Origin of the sequence: Streptomyces misionensis (assembly GCF_900104815.1) — a bacterium.
GTDB classification, from domain to species: domain Bacteria; phylum Actinomycetota; class Actinomycetes; order Streptomycetales; family Streptomycetaceae; genus Streptomyces; species Streptomyces misionensis.
On record NZ_FNTD01000004.1, the window covers coordinates 4939989 to 4962801 of the forward strand.

At 73.3% G+C, this 22813-nt stretch carries 21 protein-coding genes; 10 read left to right on the plus strand and 11 right to left on the minus strand.

Annotation, left to right across the window (positions count from 1 at the left end; translation table 11 throughout):
* Positions 1-27: 27 nt before the first annotated feature.
* From BLW85_RS24230 to BLW85_RS24240, 3 genes are read left to right on the plus strand one after another with little or no spacing between them, the layout of a single operon-like run.
* Complete coding sequence (locus tag BLW85_RS24230) at positions 28-711, plus strand: vWA domain-containing protein (RefSeq protein ID WP_070026162.1); 684 nt, start codon at positions 28-30, stop codon at positions 709-711.
* Positions 708-1655 carry a protein phosphatase 2C domain-containing protein gene (locus BLW85_RS24235; protein ID WP_079172407.1) on the plus strand — a complete coding sequence of 316 codons (948 nt, stop codon included), beginning with the start codon at positions 708-710 and terminating at the stop codon, positions 1653-1655. The genes BLW85_RS24230 and BLW85_RS24235 overlap by 4 nt, the downstream gene beginning before the upstream one ends.
* Complete coding sequence (locus tag BLW85_RS24240) at positions 1652-3439, plus strand: serine/threonine-protein kinase (protein WP_143060460.1); 1788 nt, start codon at positions 1652-1654, stop codon at positions 3437-3439. Before BLW85_RS24235 ends, BLW85_RS24240 begins: the two co-directional genes overlap by 4 nt.
* Positions 3440-3495: 56 nt before the next feature.
* On the opposite strand, the gene BLW85_RS24245 is transcribed toward BLW85_RS24240, so the two are convergent.
* The 5 genes from BLW85_RS24245 to BLW85_RS24265 form a co-directional block, all read right to left on the minus strand.
* Positions 3496-3867: a hypothetical protein gene (locus BLW85_RS24245; protein ID WP_070026159.1), complete on the minus strand. Its 372-nt coding sequence runs from the start codon at positions 3865-3867 to the stop codon at positions 3496-3498.
* Positions 3868-3913: 46 nt separating this feature from the next.
* Positions 3914-5503 (minus strand): zinc ribbon domain-containing protein, encoded by a 1590-nt coding sequence (locus tag BLW85_RS24250; protein WP_208624890.1) that lies wholly within the window; start codon positions 5501-5503, stop codon positions 3914-3916.
* A 175-nt stretch (positions 5504-5678) separates the two neighbouring features.
* Entirely contained in the window at positions 5679-7325 is a 1647-nt protein-coding gene (locus tag BLW85_RS24255) for a phospho-sugar mutase (protein ID WP_070026158.1), read from the minus strand.
* 327 nt (positions 7326-7652) lie between these two features.
* Positions 7653-8477, minus strand: coding sequence for a purine-nucleoside phosphorylase (locus BLW85_RS24260; protein ID WP_070026157.1), 825 nt, complete (start codon positions 8475-8477; stop codon positions 7653-7655).
* Between the two features lie 126 nt (positions 8478-8603).
* The gene (locus tag BLW85_RS24265; RefSeq protein ID WP_070026156.1) at positions 8604-9041 is read right to left on the minus strand and encodes a gamma-glutamylcyclotransferase family protein; all 438 of its coding nucleotides are present in this window, start codon (positions 9039-9041) and stop codon (positions 8604-8606) included.
* 133 nt (positions 9042-9174) lie between these two features.
* On the opposite strand from BLW85_RS24265, the gene BLW85_RS24270 reads away from it, so the two are divergent.
* Positions 9175-10623, plus strand: coding sequence for an NAD(P)H-quinone dehydrogenase (locus tag BLW85_RS24270; protein WP_071828694.1), 1449 nt, complete (start codon positions 9175-9177; stop codon positions 10621-10623).
* A 165-nt stretch (positions 10624-10788) separates the two neighbouring features.
* Positions 10789-11733 carry a DeoR/GlpR family DNA-binding transcription regulator gene (locus BLW85_RS24275; protein WP_071828695.1) on the plus strand — a complete coding sequence of 315 codons (945 nt, stop codon included), beginning with the start codon at positions 10789-10791 and terminating at the stop codon, positions 11731-11733.
* A 269-nt stretch (positions 11734-12002) separates the two neighbouring features.
* Here the strand turns inward: BLW85_RS24275 and BLW85_RS24280 are convergent, their stop codons facing one another.
* Positions 12003-13775: an acetyl/propionyl/methylcrotonyl-CoA carboxylase subunit alpha gene (locus tag BLW85_RS24280; protein WP_070026153.1), complete on the minus strand. Its 1773-nt coding sequence runs from the start codon at positions 13773-13775 to the stop codon at positions 12003-12005.
* Between the two features lie 362 nt (positions 13776-14137).
* Between BLW85_RS24280 and BLW85_RS24285 the strand changes: the two genes are divergently transcribed.
* Positions 14138-14725, plus strand: a complete 588-nt coding sequence (locus BLW85_RS24285; RefSeq protein WP_239697779.1) for a hypothetical protein — start codon at positions 14138-14140, stop codon at positions 14723-14725.
* Here the strand turns inward: BLW85_RS24285 and BLW85_RS24290 are convergent.
* From BLW85_RS24290 to BLW85_RS24300, 4 genes are all read right to left on the minus strand, one after another.
* A complete protein-coding gene (locus tag BLW85_RS24290; RefSeq protein WP_107409171.1) occupies positions 14697-15314 on the minus strand; it encodes a Maf family protein in 618 nt (205 codons plus the stop codon). The two genes, BLW85_RS24285 and BLW85_RS24290, sit on opposite strands and share 29 nt — an antisense overlap.
* A gap of 68 nt (positions 15315-15382) precedes the next feature.
* Complete coding sequence (mmpB, locus tag BLW85_RS40625) at positions 15383-15511, minus strand: morphogenic membrane protein MmpB (protein ID WP_257585489.1); 129 nt, start codon at positions 15509-15511, stop codon at positions 15383-15385.
* A gap of 150 nt (positions 15512-15661) precedes the next feature.
* Entirely contained in the window at positions 15662-15871 is a 210-nt protein-coding gene (locus BLW85_RS24295; protein ID WP_070026151.1) for an acyl-CoA carboxylase epsilon subunit, read from the minus strand.
* Positions 15872-15895: 24 nt separating this feature from the next.
* Positions 15896-17509, minus strand: coding sequence for an acyl-CoA carboxylase subunit beta (locus BLW85_RS24300; RefSeq protein ID WP_070026150.1), 1614 nt, complete (start codon positions 17507-17509; stop codon positions 15896-15898).
* 110 nt (positions 17510-17619) lie between these two features.
* On the opposite strand from BLW85_RS24300, the gene BLW85_RS24305 reads away from it, so the two are divergent.
* Both BLW85_RS24305 and BLW85_RS24310 read left to right on the plus strand, forming a co-directional pair.
* Entirely contained in the window at positions 17620-18486 is an 867-nt protein-coding gene (locus BLW85_RS24305; protein ID WP_070026149.1) for a biotin--[acetyl-CoA-carboxylase] ligase, read from the plus strand.
* A 285-nt stretch (positions 18487-18771) separates the two neighbouring features.
* Positions 18772-19893 carry an adenylate/guanylate cyclase domain-containing protein gene (locus tag BLW85_RS24310; RefSeq protein WP_070026148.1) on the plus strand — a complete coding sequence of 374 codons (1122 nt, stop codon included), beginning with the start codon at positions 18772-18774 and terminating at the stop codon, positions 19891-19893.
* Between the two features lie 3 nt (positions 19894-19896).
* Here BLW85_RS24310 and BLW85_RS24315 read toward each other — a convergent pair whose 3' ends face one another.
* Positions 19897-20523 (minus strand): hypothetical protein, encoded by a 627-nt coding sequence (locus BLW85_RS24315; protein ID WP_244174908.1) that lies wholly within the window; start codon positions 20521-20523, stop codon positions 19897-19899.
* A gap of 180 nt (positions 20524-20703) precedes the next feature.
* Here BLW85_RS24315 and BLW85_RS24320 point away from each other — a divergent pair, with 180 nt between their 5' ends.
* Together BLW85_RS24320 and BLW85_RS24325 are read left to right on the plus strand one after the other, a co-directional pair.
* On the plus strand, positions 20704-21498 hold the full coding sequence (locus BLW85_RS24320; RefSeq protein ID WP_074993100.1) for an enoyl-CoA hydratase/isomerase family protein: 795 nt from the start codon (positions 20704-20706) through the stop codon (positions 21496-21498).
* 74 nt (positions 21499-21572) lie between these two features.
* Positions 21573-22715, plus strand: a complete 1143-nt coding sequence (locus BLW85_RS24325; protein ID WP_074993101.1) for a GGDEF domain-containing protein — start codon at positions 21573-21575, stop codon at positions 22713-22715.
* The last annotated feature ends 98 nt before the right edge of the window (positions 22716-22813 follow it).

Genomic DNA, 22813 nt, shown 5'->3' on the forward strand with positions numbered 1-22813 from the left:
CGGACCAGACAACGGGAGACGGACTGAATGGCGGAGACCAAGGGCGTACTGCTGCCGGCCTATGTGCTGGCGGACGAGTCGCAGTCGATGGGGCCGTACCGGCAGGACTTGTCGAACGGCCTCGTGTCGTTGTGCGAGGGGCTCCGGGCCGAGCCGATGATCGCGGCCAAGCTGCGGCTGGCGGTGCTGGGATTCTCCGATGACGTGCAGGTGCGTCTCGCGGTGGCCGACATGCGCACCGAGACCAGCCTGCCGCAGGTCGTCATCCGGGGCCTGACCAACTACGAGGCGGTCTTCGACGACCTCCTGGACCGTATCCCCTCCGACGTGCAGTGGCTGCGGGGCGAGGGGTACAAGGTCCACCGCCCGGTGGTGTTCTTCCTCAGCGACGGGCAGCCCACTGACGGCGGGGCCTGGCGGCGGCCCCACGCCCTGCTGACCGACAAGGCGACGACACCGACCGCCCCGAACATCGTGGCCTGCGGGATCGGCGACGCCCAGGCGCACACGATGGTCGAGGTCGCGACGCGCGACGAGTTCGCCTTCGTCGCCAAGCCGGGGACCGACATCGGCCGGGCGGTCGCCGAGTTCTTCCACGCGCTCACCGCGAGCCTCGTCGCCTCGGGCCGGGCGCTGAACTCGGGCAGCCCACAGCTGGTGGTGAACCGCCCGGACCAGTTCACCATGGCGATCGACGAGGTCGGCCAGTGAGATTCCCGGGAGGCGACCACCCCGCCGCACCACCGGCCGGACCCGTGGCCGGGCCCGGGCCCGAGCCCTGGCGGAGGGTCGCGGTAGGGGTGCCCGGCCCCGAGTTCGAGGCGCGGCCGCCCGGCCGGTACGCCTACGACTTCCCGGACACCGAGTGCGACGGGTGGTCGACGTCCTCGCTGACGCTGCGCTTCGCCTCGGTGCGCGGGGCCAAGCACCGCTACTACCGCCGGCCGCGCCAGGACGCCGCGCGCGCCGCGGTGCACGAACCCACCGGCGGCATCGTCTTCGCGGTGGCCGACGGCGTCTCCAGCGCCGCGAACTCCGAGCAGGGGGCGATCGAGGCGTGCCGGGCGGCCGTGGAGCGCATGCTCGACCAACTGTCGCAGGACAGCGGAGACATGGACTTCCCGGAGGTGGCCCGGCATGCCGCCGAGCGGCTGCGGGAGCTCGCCCGGTGGCGGCTGGACGGTGCCGACCCCGGACCGGGTGAAGTGGCGGACCTCTACGCGACGACGCTCACCGCGGGTGCGGTGCGCCCCGGCCCGGCGGGACCCGTGGCCGAGATCTGCCGTGTCGGGGACTCGGGCGCCTGGCTGCTGAACCCGTCCAGCGGGCGGTACCAGCCGCTGTTCGGCTCGAAGACCTCCTCGGACGCCCTGGTGGTGTCGAACGAGGTGACACCGCTGCCCCATGTCCCCGACCCGCTGGAAACGGTCCGCGTCCGGCTGGACCCCGGCCACGTGCTGCTGGTCGGGACCGACGGGTTCGAGGATCCGCTGGGCGACGGGGACGGCCAGGTCGGCGCCCTGTTCGCCCGCCACCTCGCCGGCCCGCCGCCCGCGCTCTGGCTGGCGCACCTGCTGGACTTCTCCCGGGAGACCTTCGACGACGACCGCACCCTGCTGGTCGTCTGGCCGGACCCCCCGGCGGAGCCACGATGAGTCCCCGGCCGTTACCGGTGGTCGAGCACAGCACGCTCGCCTTGGGACGCCAGTTCGGGCAGGGCGGCCAGGGCACGGTCCACCAGGTCACCAACAAGAGGATCAACGAGGCCGACGGCGGCGGCTGGGACGTGGCGTACAAGGAGTACGCCGCCGGTGTGCTGCCCGATCTCGACGCGGCCGCGCTGGCCGCGCAGGTGGGACTGCTCGGCGAGCTGAGCGCGGAGGAGGGCCAGTGGCTGTGCGAGAAGTGCGCCTGGCCCGCGGCCGTCGTCGAACGCCAGGGCAGCGCCTGTGGGTTCCTCATGCGCGCCGTCCCCGACCGGTTCCGCTTCTCCTTCCGGAGCCTGTCCGGCACCTCCACGGGAACGAGGCGGCTGGCGAACCTGGAATACCTGCTCAACGACGACGCGTACGTCGCGGGGATCGGCCTGACCATCAGCGAACGCGACCGGTTCGAGATCCTGGCCGACCTGGCGGCCACCCTCGCCCGGCTGCACCGCATCGGCATCACGGTCGGCGACCTCTCGCCCAAGAACCTGCTCTTCACCACGGACCCGCGGCCCGAGTGCTTCCTCATCGACTGCGACGCCATGCGGGTACGGGGCGCCACCGTGCTGCCCCAGGCCGAGACACCCGACTGGCAGGTCCTGCCGGGCGAGGAGAAGGCCACCCGCGCGAGTGACGTCTACAAGCTCGCGCTGCTCGCCGTCCGGCTGTTCGCCCGGGACCAGACCGCCACCGATCCCGCCGCCCTGGCCGCGCTCAGCCCGGGCCTCGGCGACCTCGCCCGCGCCGGCCTCGCCCCCGACGCGGCCCGCAGGCCGACCCCGGCCACGTGGGCCGAGCAGCTCAAAGCCGCGGGCGCCACCGCGTCCACCACCCCCGCCGCGCCGCCCAAGGCCCGGAAGGGGCCGCCACGGTCCACCGCCTCGACACCTCAGCGGCCCGGTGGCGGGCGGCGGACGGGGACCACGTCCGGTCCGGGAGGAAACCCGCCCACCGTCAACTGGTCCGCCTACAAGGGGGCCGCCGCCGTCGCCGCCGCCCTGATCGTGATCGTCATCGCCTTCGTGAGCACCCACTCCCACGACGGTTCCAGCTCCGCGACGAGCGGCACGGGCCTGCCCGCGGGCACCCAGGCCGGCACCACCACCGGGACCTACGGCGGCACGAGCGGCGGATACGGCGACAGCGGCGGCGCCACGTACGGCAGCGGCAGCGGCACGGACGGCGGATACGGCGACAGCGGCGGCAGCGACAGCGGCGGCGCGACGGACACCGACCCCGCCACCACCGCGCCCAGCGCCGAGGACCAGGCGTTCGGTGCCGTCTCCGCCGACGACTGCATCAGTGACTACTACGAGTACGAGAACACCGAGTGGTCCTCCTCCACGCCCACCACGGTCAGTTGCTCCGCCACCGACGCCTATTTCCGGGTGGCGTCCGTCGAGGACGGGAGCTGCGGCTCCAGCGACCTGACCTGGTACCACCACAACAGCGACTACACCGAGACCAATCTCTGCCTGGACCGCAACTACGCGGCCGGACAGTGCATGTTCGCCGAGGCCGACGGCAAGTCGCTCTCGATGTACTTCAACGCGGTCACCCCGTGCGACGCCTCCATCCCGCAGAAGTACCAGTACACCGTCCGGCTCACGAGGGTGTACCCGGGCGGCGCCCCCAACGACGCGTGCGGGTACGACAAACTCTGGAAGACCGACAGCGGGGCGGTGCTGTGCGGAAGGGGCATCTGGAAGCGGCACGGGCTTCCCGACCTGTAGTCAGGTCCCGGCGGCAGTGCCCGATGCTCGGCTCGGGCGCTGCCGCCGGTCCGGTGCTAGAGCGCGCGGATCGCCTCTTCGATCGTCGCGGCCAGCGAGGCCAGCGCGGTGACGCCAGGCACGGCGTCCACGAGCGCCCGCGAGATCAGTTTCAGCTTGCCCACCCGTGGCGCGGCCGAGCCGAGTTCGTCCCGCGCGTCCTGCGCGGCCTCGATCAGGTCCGCGCGCTCGGGATGCGCGGACCGGCCCAGTTCCTCGATCAGCCGGGTGAGCAGGCCGCCGATCTCCTCGGGCGTGTACTGCCGGTCCCCGGCCGACTGGACCGGGCCGCCGCCCTGGACCTCGGCCTTCGCGTTGCTGCCGCTGGCGACCGCGTTCCCGGCGACCTGTGAACCGCCGGTGGCGATGATCCCGTGATTCCTCACCATGAGTGCAGCTGCCTTCCCTTGAGGAGATTCCGTGGCCGAGCGGGCGTCAATCCGTGTTCACCAGGGGGATCTTGTTGAGCAGGCGCATGGAGATGCGGGACTGGCTGCCGGAGGCGATCGAGCTGGATGTCACCTGGGCCCCGCCGGTCGCGATGATGCCGTTGTTGACGATCAGCTGCTGACGCTGGACTAGCTCGCTCACGTCGATGCCCCGCGCCTCGGCGAACTCGATCAGCGCGTCGAGGGCACGCCTCTCGATCATCTTCAGGGCGAGGCCGCTGTCGGCCTTCTGGAAATGGCGCTGGTGCCGGTCGCCGGCGGCCTGCTGCCGTACGCCCCAGCGCGCCCCGTAGTCGAACCGGCGGAGCGACGTGATGCGCTTGTTCTGCCGCCGCACCCGCCAGGTGATCCAGTAGTCGGGGGAGAAGCCCGTGACCGCGCGCACGGGCGCCGCCAGCATGACGAACGGGGTGCTGAACAGCGTCGCCGTCATGAGCTCGGCCGTCCCGCGCAGGGACGGCCGGGGCATGAGCGTGTCGATCATCCGGTAACGGTCGTCGAGGGGGAACAGCACCGTCTGGACGGCCTCCACGCACAGGTTGGAGTCGGAGCGGACGAAGCGCAGGAAGAGCGATGTGACCAGGTCGCCGCCCCAGCCCGTGGAGTGCACCGCCAGATAGGGGCGGGCGCCTTCCTCCGGCGCGCGCTTCAACTCGTCCATCTGGCTCTGCGCGATCCGCGGGACGGGCCTGCCGAGCGGGTCGGCGAGGAAGCGCGTGTCCCCGAGGACGGTCGTCCCCTCGACGAAGAGCCGCTCCTCGATCTCCAGGCAGGGCAGCGACAGGGTGCCGAGGCGTTGGGCGACGTGCTCGTACAGCTCCGTCACGTCGAAGTCCTGCGGGGTGCCCCCCAGCGGGCCCGGGGCGGTGACGTCGAAGGTCAGGGACCACGAGTCGAGCGGGACCCCGTATCCGACGAAGGGGGAGTACCCGCTGTACGCGGTGACGTTGCCGTGGGCGTACGCGCTGATCTCGCCGAGGCGTGCGGCGACGTCGCCGTTGGGCGGAGGAGGCGCGGCCGCCGGGTCGAACCGGTTCGGGCGCAGGTTCTGCAAGTGGCGGCCGTATCGGGTCGAGAGTTCGAAGACCAGCACGGTCATCCAGGACAGGAACAGCAGGAGCGGGGTGCTCGCGAAGCCGCGGAACCAGGCCGGGGAGAACAGGGTCAGCACCAGCAGCAGGCTGAGCAGCAGGTCGCGTTGGTGGCGGCGGGCATTGGCCACGTAGGCGTGCCGGAGCACCACGGGCACGTCGCACGCCGGGGCCGCCCCCACACCCAGGTGGGGTTCCGCGGCGATCTGCCGGATGAGCAACTCGGCGTAGGCGCGGTCCAGGTAGGTGGCCGCGCACAGGTACCTGGTGACGTCCAGGCCACCGCCCCACCGGATCGTGGCGGGGGGCGCCTGCCCGCCGCCCCAGGTGGTGGGCCCCCTGGCCGTCTGCGGCGTGGTGCCGAGCGCGCCGGACCGCGTGGCGGCCGGCTTCGGGCCGTTCAGGGGTGTACCGCAGGCACCGCACCGCGTGGACCACGTGGCCGTGGCCCGGCCGCACCCGGGGCACGCCGTCGAATGCGCCATGGTTCCCCCGTCCCTGAGGCGGACTCGTCACGATTACGGTGCACCGAACGGCTGCCGAGGGGGATGCCGGTGCCGGCACCTGACGCCAGACTGTTACACGGGTGAGGGGCACCCCCGGGACGGTCGGGGGTCCGGGGGTGCCCCTTGCTCGGTGGGGGCCGTGGGGGCCGTGGGGTCAGATGCCCGCGGCTGCCGAGAGGTCGCGCTTGAGGGCGTCCAGGAGGGCCGTCGCGCGGGTGCGGGCGGCGGGCAGGCCGGCGTGGTCCGCGACCGGGACGACGACCTCCAGGTAGCACTTCAGCTTGGGCTCGGTGCCGCTGGGCCGGACGATGACGCGGGCGCCGTCGAGGGTGTAGCGCAGGCCGTCGGTCGGCGGCAGCCGGTCCGTGCCCTTGGTCAGGTCCTCGGCGCGGGTGACGGCCAGGCCGGCCAGCTCGGTCGGCGGCTGCTCGCGCAGGCGGCGCATCGCGTCGGCGATCAGGGAGAGGTCCTGGACGCGGACGGACAGCTGGTCGGTGGCGTGCAGGCCGTGCTCGACGGCGAGGTCGTCCAGCAGGTCGAGGAGGGTACGGCCCTCCTCCTTCAGCTCCGAAGCCAGCTCCGTGATCAGCAGGGCCGCGGTGATGCCGTCCTTGTCGCGCACGCCCTCGGGGTCCACGCAGTAGCCGAGGGCCTCCTCGTAGCCGTAGCGCAGCCCGTCGACGCGGGCGATCCACTTGAAGCCGGTGAGCGTCTCCTCGTACGGCAGCCCCGCCTTCCCGGCGATCCGGCCGAGCAGGGAGGAGGAGACGATCGACTCCGCGAAGGTGCCGCTCACGCCGCGGCGCACCAGGTGGGCGGCGAGCAGCGCGCCGACCTCGTCGCCGCGCAGCATGCGCCAGTCGCCGCCGTCGCGCACGGCCGCGGCGCAGCGGTCGGCGTCCGGGTCGTTGGCGATGACCAGGTCGGGGCCGGTCGCGCGGGCCCGGGCGAAGGCCAGGTCCATCGCGCCCGGCTCCTCCGGGTTGGGGAAGGCGACCGTCGGGAAGTCCGGGTCGGGTTCGGCCTGTTCGGCGACCAGCTCCGGTTCCGGGAAGCCTGCCCGGGCGAACGCGGCGAGCAGCACGTCCTTGCCGACGCCGTGCATCGCCGTGTAGACGGTGCGGGCGGTGCGGGGGGAACCGGCGGCCAGCACGGCGTCCGTGCGGGCCAGGTACGCCTCCAGGACCGACTCGTCCAGGATCCGCCAGCCGGACTCCGGGCGCGGTACGTCGTTCAGCGAGGCGATCGCGTCGATCTCGGCGGCGATCCCCGCGTCGGCGGGCGGCACGATCTGGGAGCCGTCGCCCAGGTACACCTTGTAGCCGTTGTCCCGGGGCGGGTTGTGGCTGGCGGTGACCTCCACGCCCGCGACCGCGCCCAGGTGCCGGATCGCGAAGGCCAGCACGGGGGTGGGCAGCGGGCGGGGGAGCACGGCGGCGCGCAGGCCGGCGCCGGTCATCACGGCGGCGGTGTCGCGGGCGAAGTCGGCGGACTTGTGGCGGGCGTCGTAGCCGATGACCACGAGGCCGGCGTCGTCGCCCCCGTGCGGGGTGCCGTTCTTCTTCAGGTAGGCCGCGAGACCGGCGGCGGCGCGGATGACGACGCTGCGGTTCATGCGCATCGGGCCGGCCCCGAGTTCGCCGCGCAGCCCCGCGGTGCCGAACTGGAGGGTGCCGCCGAAGCGGGCCGCCAGTTCCTCGACGTCACCGGCGTCGATCAGCGCGGCGAGTTCGGCACGGGTGTCCGTGTCGGGGTCCTCGGCGAGCCACGCCTTGGCCCGGGCGATGAGATCGTCGTGCACCTTGGGATCAACCTCTCGTGTGTCTGCCTGGTCCCCTGGAGGCTCCGCCCCCAGCCCCCGCTCCTTCTGCCCGCCCGCCCCGCCGGTCCCCCGGCCGAGGAGTGAACGAGCCGGGGCCGCCACCGGCCGACGGGGGATCGGACGGCGGTACGGCCCGTGCGGCACTCGGTCCCGGGGCGCGGCCTCGCGGGTGTGTCGCGGCGTGGCGGGCGGTGCGGCGGCGGTACGGGCACCGCGGCGGCCCGTGCGCCGGGCGGTCGCCGGGGCCGGGCGGCCCCTACGCCGCCCCGCCCCGCGGTGAGCGCCGCGGTCCCGCGGCGCCCGGTCCTACAGCTTGCCCAGGACCTGGGCGAGCAGCGCCCCCATGCGGGCGGCCGAGTCGCGGCCCGCCTGGAGGACCTCCTCGTGGTTGAGGGGTTCGCCCGTCATGCCGGCGGCCAGGTTGGTGACCAGGGAGATGCCCAGGACCTCGGCGCCGGCCTCGCGCGCGGCGATGGCCTCCAGGACCGTGGACATGCCGACCAGGTCCGCGCCGATGACGCGGGCCATGCGGATCTCGGCCGGGGTCTCGTAGTGCGGGCCGGGGAACTGCGCGTAGACGCCCTCTTCGAGGGAGGGGTCGATCTCCTTGCACAGGGCGCGCAGGCGGGGCGAGTACAGGTCGGTCAGGTCGACGAAGTTGGCGCCCACGATCGGCGAGGTGGCCGTGAGGTTGATGTGGTCGCTGATCAGGACGGGCTGGCCGGGGCGCATGCCCTCGCGCAGGCCGCCGCAGCCGTTGGTGAGCACCACGGTCTTGCAGCCGGCGGCGACGGCCGTGCGGACGCCGTGCGCGACGGCGGCGACGCCGCGGCCCTCGTAGTAGTGGGTGCGGCCCAGGAAGACCAGGGCGCGCTTGTCACCGGAGGAGTACGAGCGGATCTTGCCGCCGTGTCCCTCGACGGCCGGCGGCGGGAAGCCCGGCAGCTCGGTGACCTGGAACTCCGCGTCGGGGGCGCCCAGGGCGTCGACGGCCGGAGCCCAGCCGGAGCCCATCACGAGGGCGACGTCGTGGGTCTCGGCGCCGGTCAGTTCGCGCAGGCGCGCGGCGGCGGCGTCGGCGGCGGCGTAGGGATCGCCCTGGATGTCGTCCGGAAGAAGAGATGCGTTCACGTGCACGAGGGTAGCCGCTCTTCGCCTACGCGCGTAGATGACAGACCTCACCGGATCGCGATCGTTGTCTTGTCGTTTCCGACGAACTGTTACCCGAAGTAACCGCGAGATGGCCGCCGGTGCGGCTCAGCAGGGGCGCTTGCGCAGCTCCATCACGTAGTCGTGGGGTGCGCCGGCGGATTCGGCCGCGTCGGCGACCTCGCCGAGATACCGGGCCGAGGGGAGTCCGCCCTCGTAGTCGTTGAGGACGTAGGTCCAGGCCGGCCGCTCGCCGTCCAGGGTGTGGACGCGGACCCGGACGCGCCGGTAGATGCCGAGGCCGACGCCCTCCCAGCGGTCGAGGGACTCCTCGTCCATGGGGGCGATGTCGTACAGGCCGACGAAGACCTGGGCAGGCGGCGCCTCGACGATCGTGGCCAGCGCGCCCTCCCAGCCGAGCTGCTCGCCGCCGAAGGTCAGCCGCCAGTCGTTCAGCCAGCCGGTGGCGCGCAGCGGGGAGTGGGGGGCGCGGCGGGCCATCAGCCGGGCGTCGAGGTTGCCGGCGTACGCGGCATAGAGCGACATGGGGAGAGGGTACGGCAGCGCCGGAACGCGCCCCGTGGGGGAGCCGGTGGTGCCCCTGCGGGGTGGAGCGGTTTGTCCCGTGAACAGGGTCACCGCCGCCCCCAGGCAGTAGCACCTTGAAGGGTGCGGGACAATGGAGTACGTGACTCGGATCGTGATCATCGGTGGCGGACCCGGCGGATATGAAGCGGCGCTGGTGGCCGCGCAGCTCGGGGCGGAGGTGACCGTCGTCGACTGCGACGGTCTGGGCGGAGCGTCGGTGCTGACCGACTGCGTGCCGTCGAAGACCCTTATCGCTACGGCCGAGGTCATGACGACCTTCGACTCGTCGTACGAGGAACTCGGCATCATCGTCGCCGACGACACCCCGCCGCTGGAGCAGGCGGCCCGCGTCGTCGGCGTGGACCTGGGCAAGGTCAACCGACGGGTCAAGCGGCTCGCGCTGGCGCAGTCGCACGACATCACCGCCTCCGTGACGCGCGCCGGCGCCCGGGTCATGCGCGGTCGCGGACGCCTGGAGGGGATGCAGGCGCTCGACGGGTCGAGGAAGGTCGTCGTCACCGTCGCCGACGGCACCGAGGAGACCCTCACCGCCGACGCCGTGCTCATCGCCACCGGCGGCCACCCCCGCGAGCTGCCCGACGCCCAGCCCGACGGCGAGCGCATCCTCAACTGGACCCAGGTCTACGACCTCACCGAGCTGCCGGAAGAGCTGATCGTGGTCGGCTCCGGTGTCACCGGTGCCGAGTTCGCGGGCGCCTACCAGGCCCTCGGCTCCAAGGTCACCCTCGTGTCGTCCCGCGACCGGGTGCTGCCCGGCGAGGACCCGGACGCCGCCGCCGTCCTGGAGGACGTCTTCCGCCGCCGCGGCATGAACGTCATGGCCCGGTCGCGCGCGCAGTCCGCCAAGCGCGTCGGCGACCGCGTCGAGGTCACCCTCGCCGACGGCCGGGTCATCACCGGCAGCCACTGCCTCATGGCCGTCGGCGCCATCCCGAACAGCGCGAACCTCGGCCTGGAGGAGGCCGGCGTCAAGCTGCGCGACTCCGGGCACATCTGGACCGACAAGGTCTCCCGCACCACCGCGCCGGGCGTCTACGCCGCCGGTGACGTGACCGGTGTCTTCGCGCTCGCGTCCGTCGCCGCCATGCAGGGCCGGATCGCCATGTACCACTTCCTGGGCGACGCGGTGGCCCCGCTGAACCTCAAGACGGTCTCCTCCAACGTCTTCACCGACCCCGAGATCGCCACCGTCGGCTACACGCAGGCGGACGTGGACGCGGGCAAGATCGACGCCCGGGTCGTCAAACTGCCGCTGCTGCGCAACCCGCGCGCCAAGATGCAGGGCATCCGGGACGGCTTCGTCAAGATCTTCTGCCGGCCGGGCACGGGGATCGTCGTGGGCGGTGTGGTCGTCGCTCCGCGCGCCTCGGAACTCATCCACCCCATCTCGATCGCCGTGGACAACAACCTGACGGTCGAACAGATCGCGAACGCGTTCACGGTCTACCCCTCCCTTTCGGGGTCGATCGCGGAGGTCGCCCGGCAGCTGCACACCCGCAAGGCGAGCGCGGAAGGCTGACGGCCTCGGCAACTCCCCGCTGGTCACGGGGAGTTGCCGGGTATGCGTCCGGCATAGTCGTGGTGGGTAGGTCCTATACCACTTCGCCTACCGCCATGCGAACAACTTCTGTTATTCGGCGCAAACTGCTGAAAGCAGACGGTCGCTGGGGTTACTGTCAGTTTCGTGTTCGCTGCTGAACGTCGCCAATTGATCCTCGAAATGGTGCGAGCGAACGGTGCGGTGTCGCTCCGTGAACTCGCCCGCGTCGTCCAGACCTCCGAAGTGACCGTACGGCGGGACGTGCGGGCACTGGAGGCAGAAGGACTCCTCGACCGCCGGCACGGCGGTGCCGTACTGCCGGGTGGCTTCACGCGGGAGTCCGGCTTCCCGCAGAAGTCCCATCTCGCGACCGCCGAGAAGACGGCGATCGCCGATCTCGCCGCCGGCCTCGTCGAAGAGGGCGAGGCGATCGTGGTCGGAGCCGGTACGACCACGCAGGAGCTGGCCCGCCGGCTCGCCCGCGTGCCCGGTCTCACGGTGGTCACCAACTCCCTCCTGGTCGCACAGGCACTGGCCCACGCGAACCGGGTGGAGGTGGTGATGACCGGGGGCACCCTGCGCGGGTCCAACTACGCCCTCGTCGGCTCCGGGGCCGAGCAGTCGCTCCAGGGGCTGCGGGTGTCGAAGGCCTTCCTCTCGGGGAGCGGTCTGACCGCCGAGCGGGGCCTGTCCACCTCCAACATGCTGTCCGCCTCCGTCGACCGGGCGCTGGTGCAGGCCGCGGCCGAGGTCGTGGTCCTCGCGGACCACACCAAGCTGGGCACGGACACGATGTTTCAGACCGTGCCGACCGATCTCATCACCCGTCTGGTCACCGACGAACCGCCCGCCCACGACGACCGTGCCGCCACCGAACTGCAGGCCCTCGCCGATCAGGGGGTGCAGATCGCCGTGGCCGGGGCGAGCGGGAACCCGGGGGGTGACCAGGTCCCGGCAACCCGCCGCGCCCAGCTGCCGGGGCCACGCAGGGGCCAGCTCCCCGGCGGCACCCTCCGCTCCGCCCCACCCCTGAACGACCAGCCGTCCCCCGCGGACCGGCCGAGGGTCGCGGACCTGCGCCGCCGCTGAACGCCGCGGGGCCCTGACGGAGGTTCTGGCCGGGGTGGCTGGGGGCGCGGGCCCCGGGGACCGGTACCGCCGACGCCGTGCCGGCGGCCCATGGTGCGCCGGCACGGCGTCGGCACGCCCCGGTGCTTCCCAGCGCCGTGCCACCCGCCCAAGGCCCTCGGAATCGCGCCCAGCCCCCCGCACCCACCCAGCCCCCGCGACGCGCCCCCAAAACACCACCGGCCCCCGGCGAAGAGCCGGGGGCCGGTGCGTTGCGACGGAAGCCGGGATCAGTCCTTGATCTCGCAGATCGCCGCGCCCGAGGTGATGGACGCGCCCACCTCCGCGGTGAGGCCCTTGATGGTGCCGGCCTTGTGGGCGTTGAGCGGCTGCTCCATCTTCATGGCCTCCAGGACGACGACCAGGTCGCCCTCCTTGACCTCCTGGCCCTCCTCCACGGCGATCTTGACGATGGTGCCCTGCATCGGGGAGGCGAGGGTGTCACCGGAGGCCACGGGGCCGGACTTCTTGGCGGCGCGGCGCTTCGGCTTGGCACCGGCGGCGAGGCCGGTGCGGGCCAGGGACATGCCCAGCGACGACGGGAGGGAGACCTCCAGGCGCTTGCCGCCGACCTCGACGACGACGGTCTCGCGGCCCGCGTCCTCCTCCGCCTCGGCGTCGGCCGGCGCGGCGAAGGGCTTGATCTCGTTGACGAACTCGGTCTCGATCCAGCGGGTGTGGACCTTGAACGGCTCGGTGGAACCGGTCAGTTCGGGGGCGAAGGCCGGGTCCCTGACCACGACGCGGTGGAAGGGGATCGCGGTCGCCATGCCCTCGACCTGGAACTCGTCCAGCGCCCGCGCGGCCCGCTCCAGGGCCTCCTTGCGGGTGCGGCCGGTGACGACCAGCTTGGCCAGCAGCGAGTCCCACGCCGGGCCGATGACCGAGCCGGACTCGACACCGGCGTCCAGGCGGACACCGGGACCGGACGGCGGGGCGAACGTGGTGACCGTACCGGGGGCGGGCAGGAAGTTGCGGCCCGGGTCCTCGCCGTTGATGCGGAACTCGAAGGAGTGGCCGCGCAGCTCCGGGTCGCCGTAGCCCAGTTCCTCGCCGTCGGCGATGCGGAACATCTCGCGGACCAGGTCGATGCCGGCGACCTCCTCGGTCACCGGGTGCTCGACCTGGAGCCGGGTGTTGACCTCCAGGAAGGAGATCGTGCCGTCCTGGCCGACCAGGAACTCACAGGTGCCCGCGCCCTCGTAGCGGGCCTCCTTGAGGATGGCCTTGGAGGCGCGGTACAGCTCGGCGAGCTGCTCGTCGGACAGGAACGGCGCCGGGGCCTCCTCCACGAGCTTCTGGTGGCGGCGCTGGAGGGAGCAGTCACGGGTGGAGACGACGACCACGTTGCCGTGCTTGTCGGCCAGGCACTGGGTCTCCACGTGCCGCGGACGGTCCAGGTAGCGCTCCACGAAGCACTCGCCGCGGCCGAAGGCGGCGACCGCCTCGCGCACCGCCGAGTCGTACAGCTCGGGCACCTCTTCGAGGGTGCGGGCGACCTTCAGACCGCGGCCACCGCCACCGAAGGCGGCCTTGATGGCGATCGGCAGGCCGTGCTCCTCGGCGAAGGCCACGACCTCGTCGGCGCCGCTGACCGGGTCGGGCGTGCCGGCCACCAGCGGGGCGCCGGCGCGCTGGGCGATGTGCCGGGCCGCCACCTTGTCGCCCAGGTCGCGGATGGCCTGCGGCGGCGGGCCGATCCAGTTCAGGCCGGCGTCGATCACGGCCTGCGCGAACTCGGCGTTCTCCGAGAGGAAGCCGTAACCCGGATGGATGGCGTCCGCGCCGGATTCGCGGGCGGCGTTCAGGACCTTGTCGATGTCCAGGTAACTGGTCGCCGGAGTGTCACCGCCCAGGGCGAACGCCTCATCCGCGGCGCGGACATGCAGAGCGTCCCGGTCCGGGTCCGCGTAGACGGCCACGCTCGCGATCCCGGCGTCCCGGCAGGCCCGGGCCACGCGGACAGCGATTTCGCCACGGTTGGCGATGAGCACCTTGCGCACGATTGAGGCTCCCTCCTTGAAACAAGCCGAGTTTAGGGACTGCCGACACGGCACTTCGACCCGTCCCCAATGGTGAGCTTGCCCACACGGAGCGTGATGCGGGGCTCGCCCGACCCGCGAAAGTCCCGGTCGCACCTTGCTACGCAGGACTCCTTCGGAAAACCCTAGCCCGCCCATGTGGCCAAGGTCTCTGTAAGGGCGTGCCGCGCCCCACTCGGTTTCTTTGTCGAGTCCCTACGAATGGCCCAACGATTCTTTGCTGCCGCGCGAACCCTTGTCCCCTGGTTTACCCGTTAGTAGCGTTCACGACGTCCCGCACTACTGCGGGTAACGCCGAACGGTTCGAGAGTGGGTGGGGATCGGTGGTGCGCAGGCCGGTGGCGTGGGTGGTGACCGTCGTCCTCCTGGTGGAGGCGCTCGGTGTCGCGGCGCTGAACTGGTTCCTCGGCGTGGTCGTGGAGCGGCAGAAGATGTCCATGGCCGGCCTGGACCCGCATCTGATGTCGACGTCCTCGAAGATCGGCGGCGTCGTCTTCGGCCTCTACTTCGCGCTGTGCGCGCTGGTCGCCCTGCTGGTGGCGGTCCGCGACCGCGCCCCCGCCGGGTTCGGCCGGGTCGTGCTGGTCAGCGCGGCCGTCGTGCACGGTCTGCTGGGCGCCTTCGCCTGGGGCCTGGTCGGCTGGACGGCCTTCCTGGTCATGGTGGTGGTGCTCGCGCTCCTCGTGCTGCTGCTGGTGTCCTACGACCGCGACGGCGGCCCCGGGCCGCGGTCCGTGCCCGGCGGGGACGGCGGGACGGGCGGCGAGCCGAGGGCCGGGCACGGGCCGGCCGCCGCCCCCGCGTGGGAACCCGTCGCGGGCCGTACGGAGGAGCCCCAGGACGGGGACGGGGAGGAGCCGCAGGACTCCGTCCCCGCCCGGTTCAGCTCGCCGGTTCCCACAACTCCGTGATGCCGACGCCCAGTTCGGCGAGGAGCTTGCGCACCAGGGGCAGGCTGAGGCCGATCACATTGCCGTGGTCGCCGTCGATGCCCTCGATGAACGGGGCGGAGCGGCCGTCCAGGGTGAACGCCCCGGCGACGTGGAGGGGCTCGCCGGTGGCCACGTACGCGGCGACCTCCTCGTCGCTGGGCTCGCCGAACCGCACGACGGTGGAGGCGGTCGCCGACACGTACCGCTTGGCCTCCGTGTCCCAGACGCAGTGACCCGTCTGGAGCACACCGGCCCGGCCGCGCATCGACTTCCAGCGGGCGGTGGCCTCTTCGGCGTCGGCGGGCTTGCCGAGCGCGTGCCCGTCCAGCTCCAGCACCGAGTCGCAGCCGATCACGAGGGCGCCCTGCACCTCGGGCAGCGCCGCCACGACGGAGGCCTTCGCCTCGGCCAGGGCGAGGGCCAGTTCGGCCGGGGTGGGAGCGGTGACGGCGTCCTCGTCGACCCCGCTGACCACGACCTCGGGAGCGAAGCCCGCCTGCCGGAGCAGGCCGAGGCGGGCGGGGGACTGGGAGGCGAGCACGAGTCGCCTGCGGCGCGTTGCGGTCATGCGGCCAGGTTAGTCACCCGGTTGCGCCGGGGCTCACCCGGCGACGAGACGGCGCGGGCCGCCCACGACTAACGCAGACCGGCCACGGCCATCGCCAGGATGACGACGACGGCCATCAGGACTCCGAGCCGCCGCAGCATGTCCTGCGCGTCGCGCAGCTCTTTCGGAGGCTCGTCGTCCGGGTCTGACCACAACATGTCCCTAGCGTGCGGCCCGGCCGGCGGGGGCCGCCTGAGTACCGGTACTCAAGTCGGCCCCGCCGTCGCGCCCCGGCGCGCGGTCCCGTACGCGCGCCCCTTGGGGGTCCCCCTGGTGAATCCCCTGGGTGGACCCCCTGGGGGATCTCCCTAGCCGGGCCAGTAGGTGCGGGTCCAGGACGCCGGGCCCGGCCGGGGCACCCGCGCGGCGGCGATCCGCGACGGGTCCGCCCACGCGTCCCGCGGCCCCGGCGCGCCGGACGGCGCCACCGCTGCCGCCGCGGCGCGGGCCCGGACCACCGCCAGGGCGGCGGCCAGCTCCTCGGGGGTCGGATTGCCTCGTACGACCTTGATCGTCATGTCGGCTCCTGTCGGTCGGCGGGCCTAGAGGGGGATGTTGCCGTGCTTCTTCGGGGGCAGTGATTCCCGCTTGGTGCGCAGCTGACGCAGGCCCCTGACGATGTGGGCGCGGGTGTCGGACGGCATGATCACCGCGTCGACGTAACCGCGCTCGGCCGCCACGTAGGGGTTGAGGAGGGTGTCCTCGTACTCCTGGATCAGCCGGGCCCGTACGGCCTCCACGTCCTCGCCGCTCGCGGCCGCCTCGGCGAGGGTGCGCCGGTGCAGGATGTTGACCGCGCCCTGGGCGCCCATGACGGCGATCTGGGCGGTCGGCCAGGCCAGGTTGAGGTCGGCGCCCAGGTGCTTGGAGCCCATGACGTCGTAGGCGCCGCCGAAGGCCTTGCGGGTGATCACGGTGATCAGCGGGACGGTGGCCTCGGCGTAGGCGTAGATCAGCTTGGCGCCGCGCCGGATGATGCCCTCGTGCTCCTGGCCGACGCCGGGCAGGAAGCCGGGCACGTCCACGAAGGTCAGCACGGGGACGTTGAAGGCGTCGCAGGTGCGCACGAAGCGGGCGGCCTTCTCGGAGGCGTCGATGTCGAGGCAGCCCGCGAACTGCATCGGCTGGTTGGCGACGACGCCCACCGGGTGGCCCTCGACCCGGCCGAAGCCGGTGACGATGTTCGGCGCGAACAGGGCCTGCGTCTCGAAGAACTCGCCGTCGTCCACGACGTGTTCGACCACCGTGCGGATGTCGTACGGCTGGTTGGCGCTGTCCGGGACGAGGGTGTCCAGCTCGCGGTCCTCGTCGCTGAGGGAGAGGTCCGCCTCCTCCGGGAACACCGGGGGCTCGGAGAGGTTGTTGGACGGCAGGTAGGACAGCAGCTGCTTGATGTACTCGACGGCGTCCTTCTCGTCCCCGGCCATGTGGTGGGCCACGCCGGAGACGGCGTTGTGGGTGCGGGCGCCGCCCAGCTCCTCGAAGCCGACGTCCTCGCCGGTGACGGTCTTGATGACGTCCGGGCCGGTGATGAACATGTGCGAGGTCTGGTCGACCATCACCGTGAAGTCGGTGATGGCAGGCGAGTACACCGCGCCGCCCGCGCACGGGCCGACGACCAGGCTGATCTGCGGGATGACGCCGGAGGCGTGGGTGTTGCGGCGGAAGATCTCGCCGTACGCGCCGAGCGAGGCGACGCCCTCCTGGATCCGGGCGCCGCCGGAGTCGTTGATCCCGATGACCGGGCAGCCGGTCTTCAGGGCGAAGTCCATCACCTTGGCGATCTTCTGGCCGTAGACCTCGCCGAGGGCACCGCCGAAGACGGTGAAGTCCTGGGAGAAGACGGCGACCGGACGGCCGTCGACGGTGCCGTAGCCGGTGACGACGCCGTCTCCGTACGGCCGGTTCCGCTCCAGCCCGAAGTTGGTGGAGCGGTGCTGGGCGAACTCGTCCAGCTCGACGAAGGACCCCTCGTCCAGGAGCAGTTCGATGCGCTCACGGGCCGTCAGCTTGCCCTTGGCGTGCTGCTTCTCGACGGCGCGCTCCGAACCGGCGTGCGTCGCCTCGTGGATGCGCCGCTGGAGATCCGCGAGCTTGCCCGCGGTCGTGTGAATGTCGATCCCTTGGATCTCTTGACGCTCTTCCGGCTCGGACATCGGGATGCGGCTCCCTGCCTGCTCAAAAGGGGGGACGGTTACTCGTTCGTAGAGTAGTGCTGGGCCTACCGATCAGCACTGCGTCGTTTGCCACACCTAGGGTGGCTTGCATGACGCCCCGAGATGCAGCAGACGACAACCGCGGCCGCTGGTCCGATCTGGACCGCCCCCCGCTGAACGCGACCGCCCTGCGCCGGGCCCTGGTGCGCGAGGGCGGCCTGTGGTCCGGGCTCGACGTGGTGCAGCGCACCGGTTCCACCAACGACGACCTGGTGGCCCGGGTCGCGGCCGGACCGGTGCCGGAGGGCGCGGTGCTGGTGGCGGAGGAGCAGACGACCGGCAAGGGCCGCCTGGACCGCCGGTGGTCGGCGCCGCCGCGCTCCGGCCTCTTCGTCTCCGTGCTGCTGCGGCCCGCCGGGGTGCCGGTCGCGCGCTGGGGCTGGCTGCCGCTGCTCACCGGGGTCGCGGTGGCCACGGGGCTGGCGCGGGCGGCGGGCGTGGACACGGCGCTGAAGTGGCCGAACGACCTGCTGGTGACCGTGGACGGCGAGGAGCGCAAGGCCGGGGGCATCCTCCTCGAACGGGCCGGCGACGACGGCGTGGTGATCGGCTTCGGCCTCAACGTCTCGCTGCGGGCGGACGAACTGCCGGTCCCGGCCGCGGGTTCGCTGCTGCTGGCGGGCGCCGTGAACACGGACCGCGACCCGCTGCTGCGGGCCGTGCTGCGCTCCCTGGAGACCTGGTACGGCCGCTGGCGCGCGGCGGACGGCGACCCCGCCGCGTGCGGCCTCCAGGAGGCCTACGCGGCGGGCTGCGCGACGCTGGGCCGCACCGTGCGGGCACAGCTGCCGGGCGACCGCGACCTCGTCGGCGAGGCGGTGGCCGTGGACGGCGACGGCCGCCTGGTCATCGCCACGGCGGAGGGCGTCCAGGAACCGGTGGGCGCGGGAGACATCGTCCATCTGCGCCCGGCGTGACCACTGGCGGGGGACGGCCACCGCACCTCGCCGGGACCACGGGCCCCGGCGTCCCGTAAGGGGCGCGGAGGCACGTGGCCGGGCCGGGCGGGCGCGGCCCGCGGGTGCGTGCGGCGGCCGGGGGCCGCAAGCTGAGGGCGGGCCTCCGGGGGACTCGGGCGCGGGGACCTGCCGGTGCGGGGCGAGTGGACGTCGGCCGAACCCAACGGAGTGAGCTGGCGCACACCTGCCGTAGAGTTGAGGCCGGTCGATACCTGACCGCGGCAGATCGGAAGGGCAGCAGGCGTGACCGTCGACGACACGGGCCCCGGCGAGCAAGGCCGGACGGACCCCAGCGCCGCCGACTCCGGCGAGGATCCGCTCGCGCTCCGTCTCGAACAGCTCATCCTGGGCGCCGAGCGCCGCTACACCCCTTTCCAGGCCGCCCGCAGCGCAGGCGTCTCCATGGAGCTGGCGTCCCGGTTCTGGCGGGCGATGGGCTTCGCGGACATAGGCCAGGCCAAGGCCCTCACCGAGGCGGACGTGCTCGCCCTGCGCCGGCTCGCCGGTCTGGTGGAGGCGGGCCTGCTCAGCGAGGCCATGGCGGTGCAGGTGGCCCGCTCGACCGGCCAGACCACCGCCCGGTTGGCGGAGTGGCAGATCGATTCCTTCCTGGAGGGCCTGACCGAGCCCCCCGAGCCCGGCATGACCCGCACCGAGGTGACGTACCCCCTGGTCGAGCTGCTGCTGCCGGAGCTGGAGGAGTTCCTGGTCTACGTCTGGCGTCGGCAGCTCGCCGCCGCCACCGGCCGGGTCGTCCAGGCCGCCGACGACGAGGAGATGGTCGACCGGCGCCTGGCCGTCGGCTTCGCCGACCTCGTCGGGTTCACCCGGCTGACCCGGCGCATGGAGGAGGAGGAACTCGGCGAACTCGTCGAGGCCTTCGAGACCACCGCCGCCGACCTGGTGGCCGCGCGCGGCGGCCGGCTCATCAAGACCCTCGGCGACGAGGTGCTCTACGCGGCGGACGACGCGGGCACGGCCGCGGACATCGCGCTGCGTCTGGTGGAGACGCTGGCCAACGACGAGACCATGCCCGAGCTGCGCGTCGGCATGGCCTTCGGCACCGTGACCACCCGGATGGGCGATGTCTTCGGCACGACGGTGAACCTCGCCTCCCGGCTGACCTCGATCGCCCCGCGGGACGCCGTGCTGGTGGACAGCGCGTTCGCCGAGGAGCTGATCCGCACCCGCGAGGCACCCGCCTCGGAGGCGGAGGCGGCCGAGGCCGCGGCGGCCGCCGAGAAGGAGGGCGAGGAACCGCCGTCGTACCGCTTCGCGCTCCAGCCGATGTGGCAGCGGCCCGTGCGCGGGCTCGGCGTGGTCGAGCCGTGGCTGCTCGCCCGCCGGGACGGCCGGCAGCCGTAGCCGTCAGCCCCAGTGGGGCCCCGTCACGTCCACGCAGAGGCCGATCACCGGCAGGCACAGCCCGCCGGGGCCCGGCGCCGGTGCGCTCTGCCCGGGGTCGGGCGTGGGCGTGGGCTTCGGCGGCGGAGCGGGGTGCGAGGCGGGCGGGGCGGAGGCGGTGGAGGCCGGGGCCGTCGGCCGGGCCGGGGCGCTCGGCGCGGTGGTGACCGTCCGGGGCGGCGCCGCCGAACGGCCCGGCGCGGCGGGCGCCCGCGTGGAGCCGGCGGGGGCCGGTGCGGTGCCCGGTCCGCGCGGGACGGAGGCCGCAGGGGCGAGTGCGTCGGGGCCTGCGGTGCGGGTCGCGGTGGTGGCGGTGGAACCACCCCTGAGGGTGGGGCCCGCAGTGGTGCCGGGGGTGACGCCCGGGCCGAGCCGGGGTTCGGCCGCCGCGGTGCCCGGGGCGCCGACGCCGGACTCCGGGGACATGCGGACCAGGCTCAGGACCGCCGCCGCGAGGACGAGGCCGCCGACGGCGAGCAGGGCCTTGCGGCGGCGCGGCCTGCGGTGCCGGCCGCGCCGGAAGCCGCTGAACCGGCCGCCCGGCTCCGCCGGTGCCGTCGTCGTCCGTATCGGAGTACGCGTCGCTCGCATGTGCTCTCTCCCCCCACCGCGCAGCGCACGCTATGCGCTCCTGTGGGTGATGTGGGGGGAGACGGCCGTGATGTCACTCGAACGGGCGTAGCGGTGTGGGGTTTCCTGTGATCGGGTGCGGCTGCGATGATCGGGCCGACAGTGGGTTAACCCGCGTTAACAGGTGTACCGGAGGATGCGATGAGCGAGGCGCGGTTCGGGGAGTTCGTGCTGGTACGGCGGCACGGGTACGTCGCGGAGCTGGTGCTGGACCGGCCCAAGGCGATGAACGCCGTCTCCACGGAGATGGCCCGCTCGATCGCGGCCGCGTGCACGGCGCTGGGGGCGGACCGGGACGCGCGCGTGGTCGTCCTGACCTCGTCGCACGAGCGGGCCTTCTGCGTCGGCGCGGACCTCAAGGAACGGAACTCCTTCACCGACGCCGACCTGATGCGGCAGCGGCCGGTGGCGCGGGGCGCGTACACCGGGGTGCTGGAGCTGCCGATGCCGACGATCGCGGCGGTGCACGGGTTCGCGCTGGGCGGCGGGTTCGAGCTGGCGCTCTCCTGCGACCTGATCGTGGCCGACCGCACGGCCGTGGTCGGGCTGCCGGAGGTGTCCGTGGGCGTGATCCCCGGCGGTGGGGGTACGCAGCTGCTGCCGCGGCGGGTCGGGGCGGCCAGGGCGGCCGAGCTGATCTTCTCGGCGCGGCGGCTGGAGGCCGCGGAGGCCGGTGAGCTGGGACTGGTGGACCAGGTCGTCGAGGAGGGACGGGACCGGGACGAGGCGCTGGCGCTCGGCGCGCGGATCGCGGCGAACTCCCCGGTGGGGCTGCGGGCGGCGAAGCGGGCGCTGCGGCTGGGGCACGGCCTGGACCTGCGGACGGGGCTGGAGGTGGAGGACGCGGCCTGGCGGTCGGTGGCGTTCTCGGGGGACCGGGCGGAGGGGGTCGCCGCGTTCAACGAGAAGCGCAAGCCCGAGTGGCCGGGCGAGTAGCCGCCCGGGGTCACCGCTCACCCGCGCCGCCCGCCAACGTCACAAACCCCCCAAATCCTCCCTAGCCTGGAGTAATGGCTGACGACAAGCGGCTCGCCGCAGTGGTGGCGCTGGCCCAGGGGATGGCCGCGGCGCACACCCCCCGGGACTCGTGGGAGGCCGCCGCCCTCGGCGCCTGCCGCGCGCTGGACGGCAGCTTCGCCGCGCTGTCGGTGTGGGAGCGGGAGCTGGGCCGGCTGCGGGTGCTGGTGAACGTCGGGGACCGGCGCCCGGACGAGCAGGAGTTCCCGGAGGCCGAGGCCTACCCGGTGCACCAGTTCCCGGAGATCACCGAGTTCCTGCACGAGCGCTGGGCCGGCGGCGGTGGCCCCAACGCCTGGGTGGAGACCGCCGAGGGCACCGCCGCCGGCACCCCCGGCTACTTCCACCAGCGCGTCGCCGCCCTGCGCCGCCGCGGCCGCGGCTGCTGTGTCGTCGCCCCCGTCGTGCTGCACGGCAGGGCCTGGGGGGAGGTGTACGTCGCCCGCGCCATCGGGGCTCCGGTCTTCGGCCGCGCCGACGCGGACTTCGCCACCGTGCTCGCCGCGGTCGTCGCCGCCGGGCTCGCGCAGACCGAGCAGCTGGAGGAGGCCCGCAGGCTCGCCTTCACCGACTCCCTCACCGGTCTCGCCAACCGCCGGGCCGTCGACGTCCATCTGGAGGAGGCGATCGAGCGGCACCGCGCGGACGGTGCCGTCGTCAGCCTCGTGGTCTGCGACCTCAACGGGCTCAAGCGGGTCAACGACACCCAGGGGCACGCGGTCGGCGACCGTCTCCTGGAGCGCTTCGGGTCGGTGCTGTCGCTGTGCGGGGCGATGGTGCCGGGCGCGCTCGCCGCGCGGCTCGGCGGGGACGAGTTCTGCCTGCTCGCCGTCGGCCCGCCCGCCGACGAGGTGGTCAAGGCGGCGGACGAGCTGTGCCGCCGGGCGGGCGTGCTGGAGCTGGGGGAGGGGGTGGCCTGCGGGGTCGCCTCCACCGAGGACCCGATCGGCCCGGTGGACGACGCCCGGCGGCTCTTCCGGCTCGCGGACGCCGCCCAGTACCGGGCCAAGGCCATGCGCGCGGACCGTCCCGTGGTGGCCGGCCGGGAGGGGCCGGACGATCCGGTCGTACGCCTCGCCGACGAGCCGCCGCCCTCCCGCGCCGAACGCCGCCGCTTCCGCGGCCGCCGGCCGTGACCGCCGGTCCCCGATCCGTCGGCCGCGGACCCTCGGTCCCCGGTCCCGTCAGGGCGTGACCCCGTGAGGCGAAGGCCACACCGTCCCGTAAGGGGCGC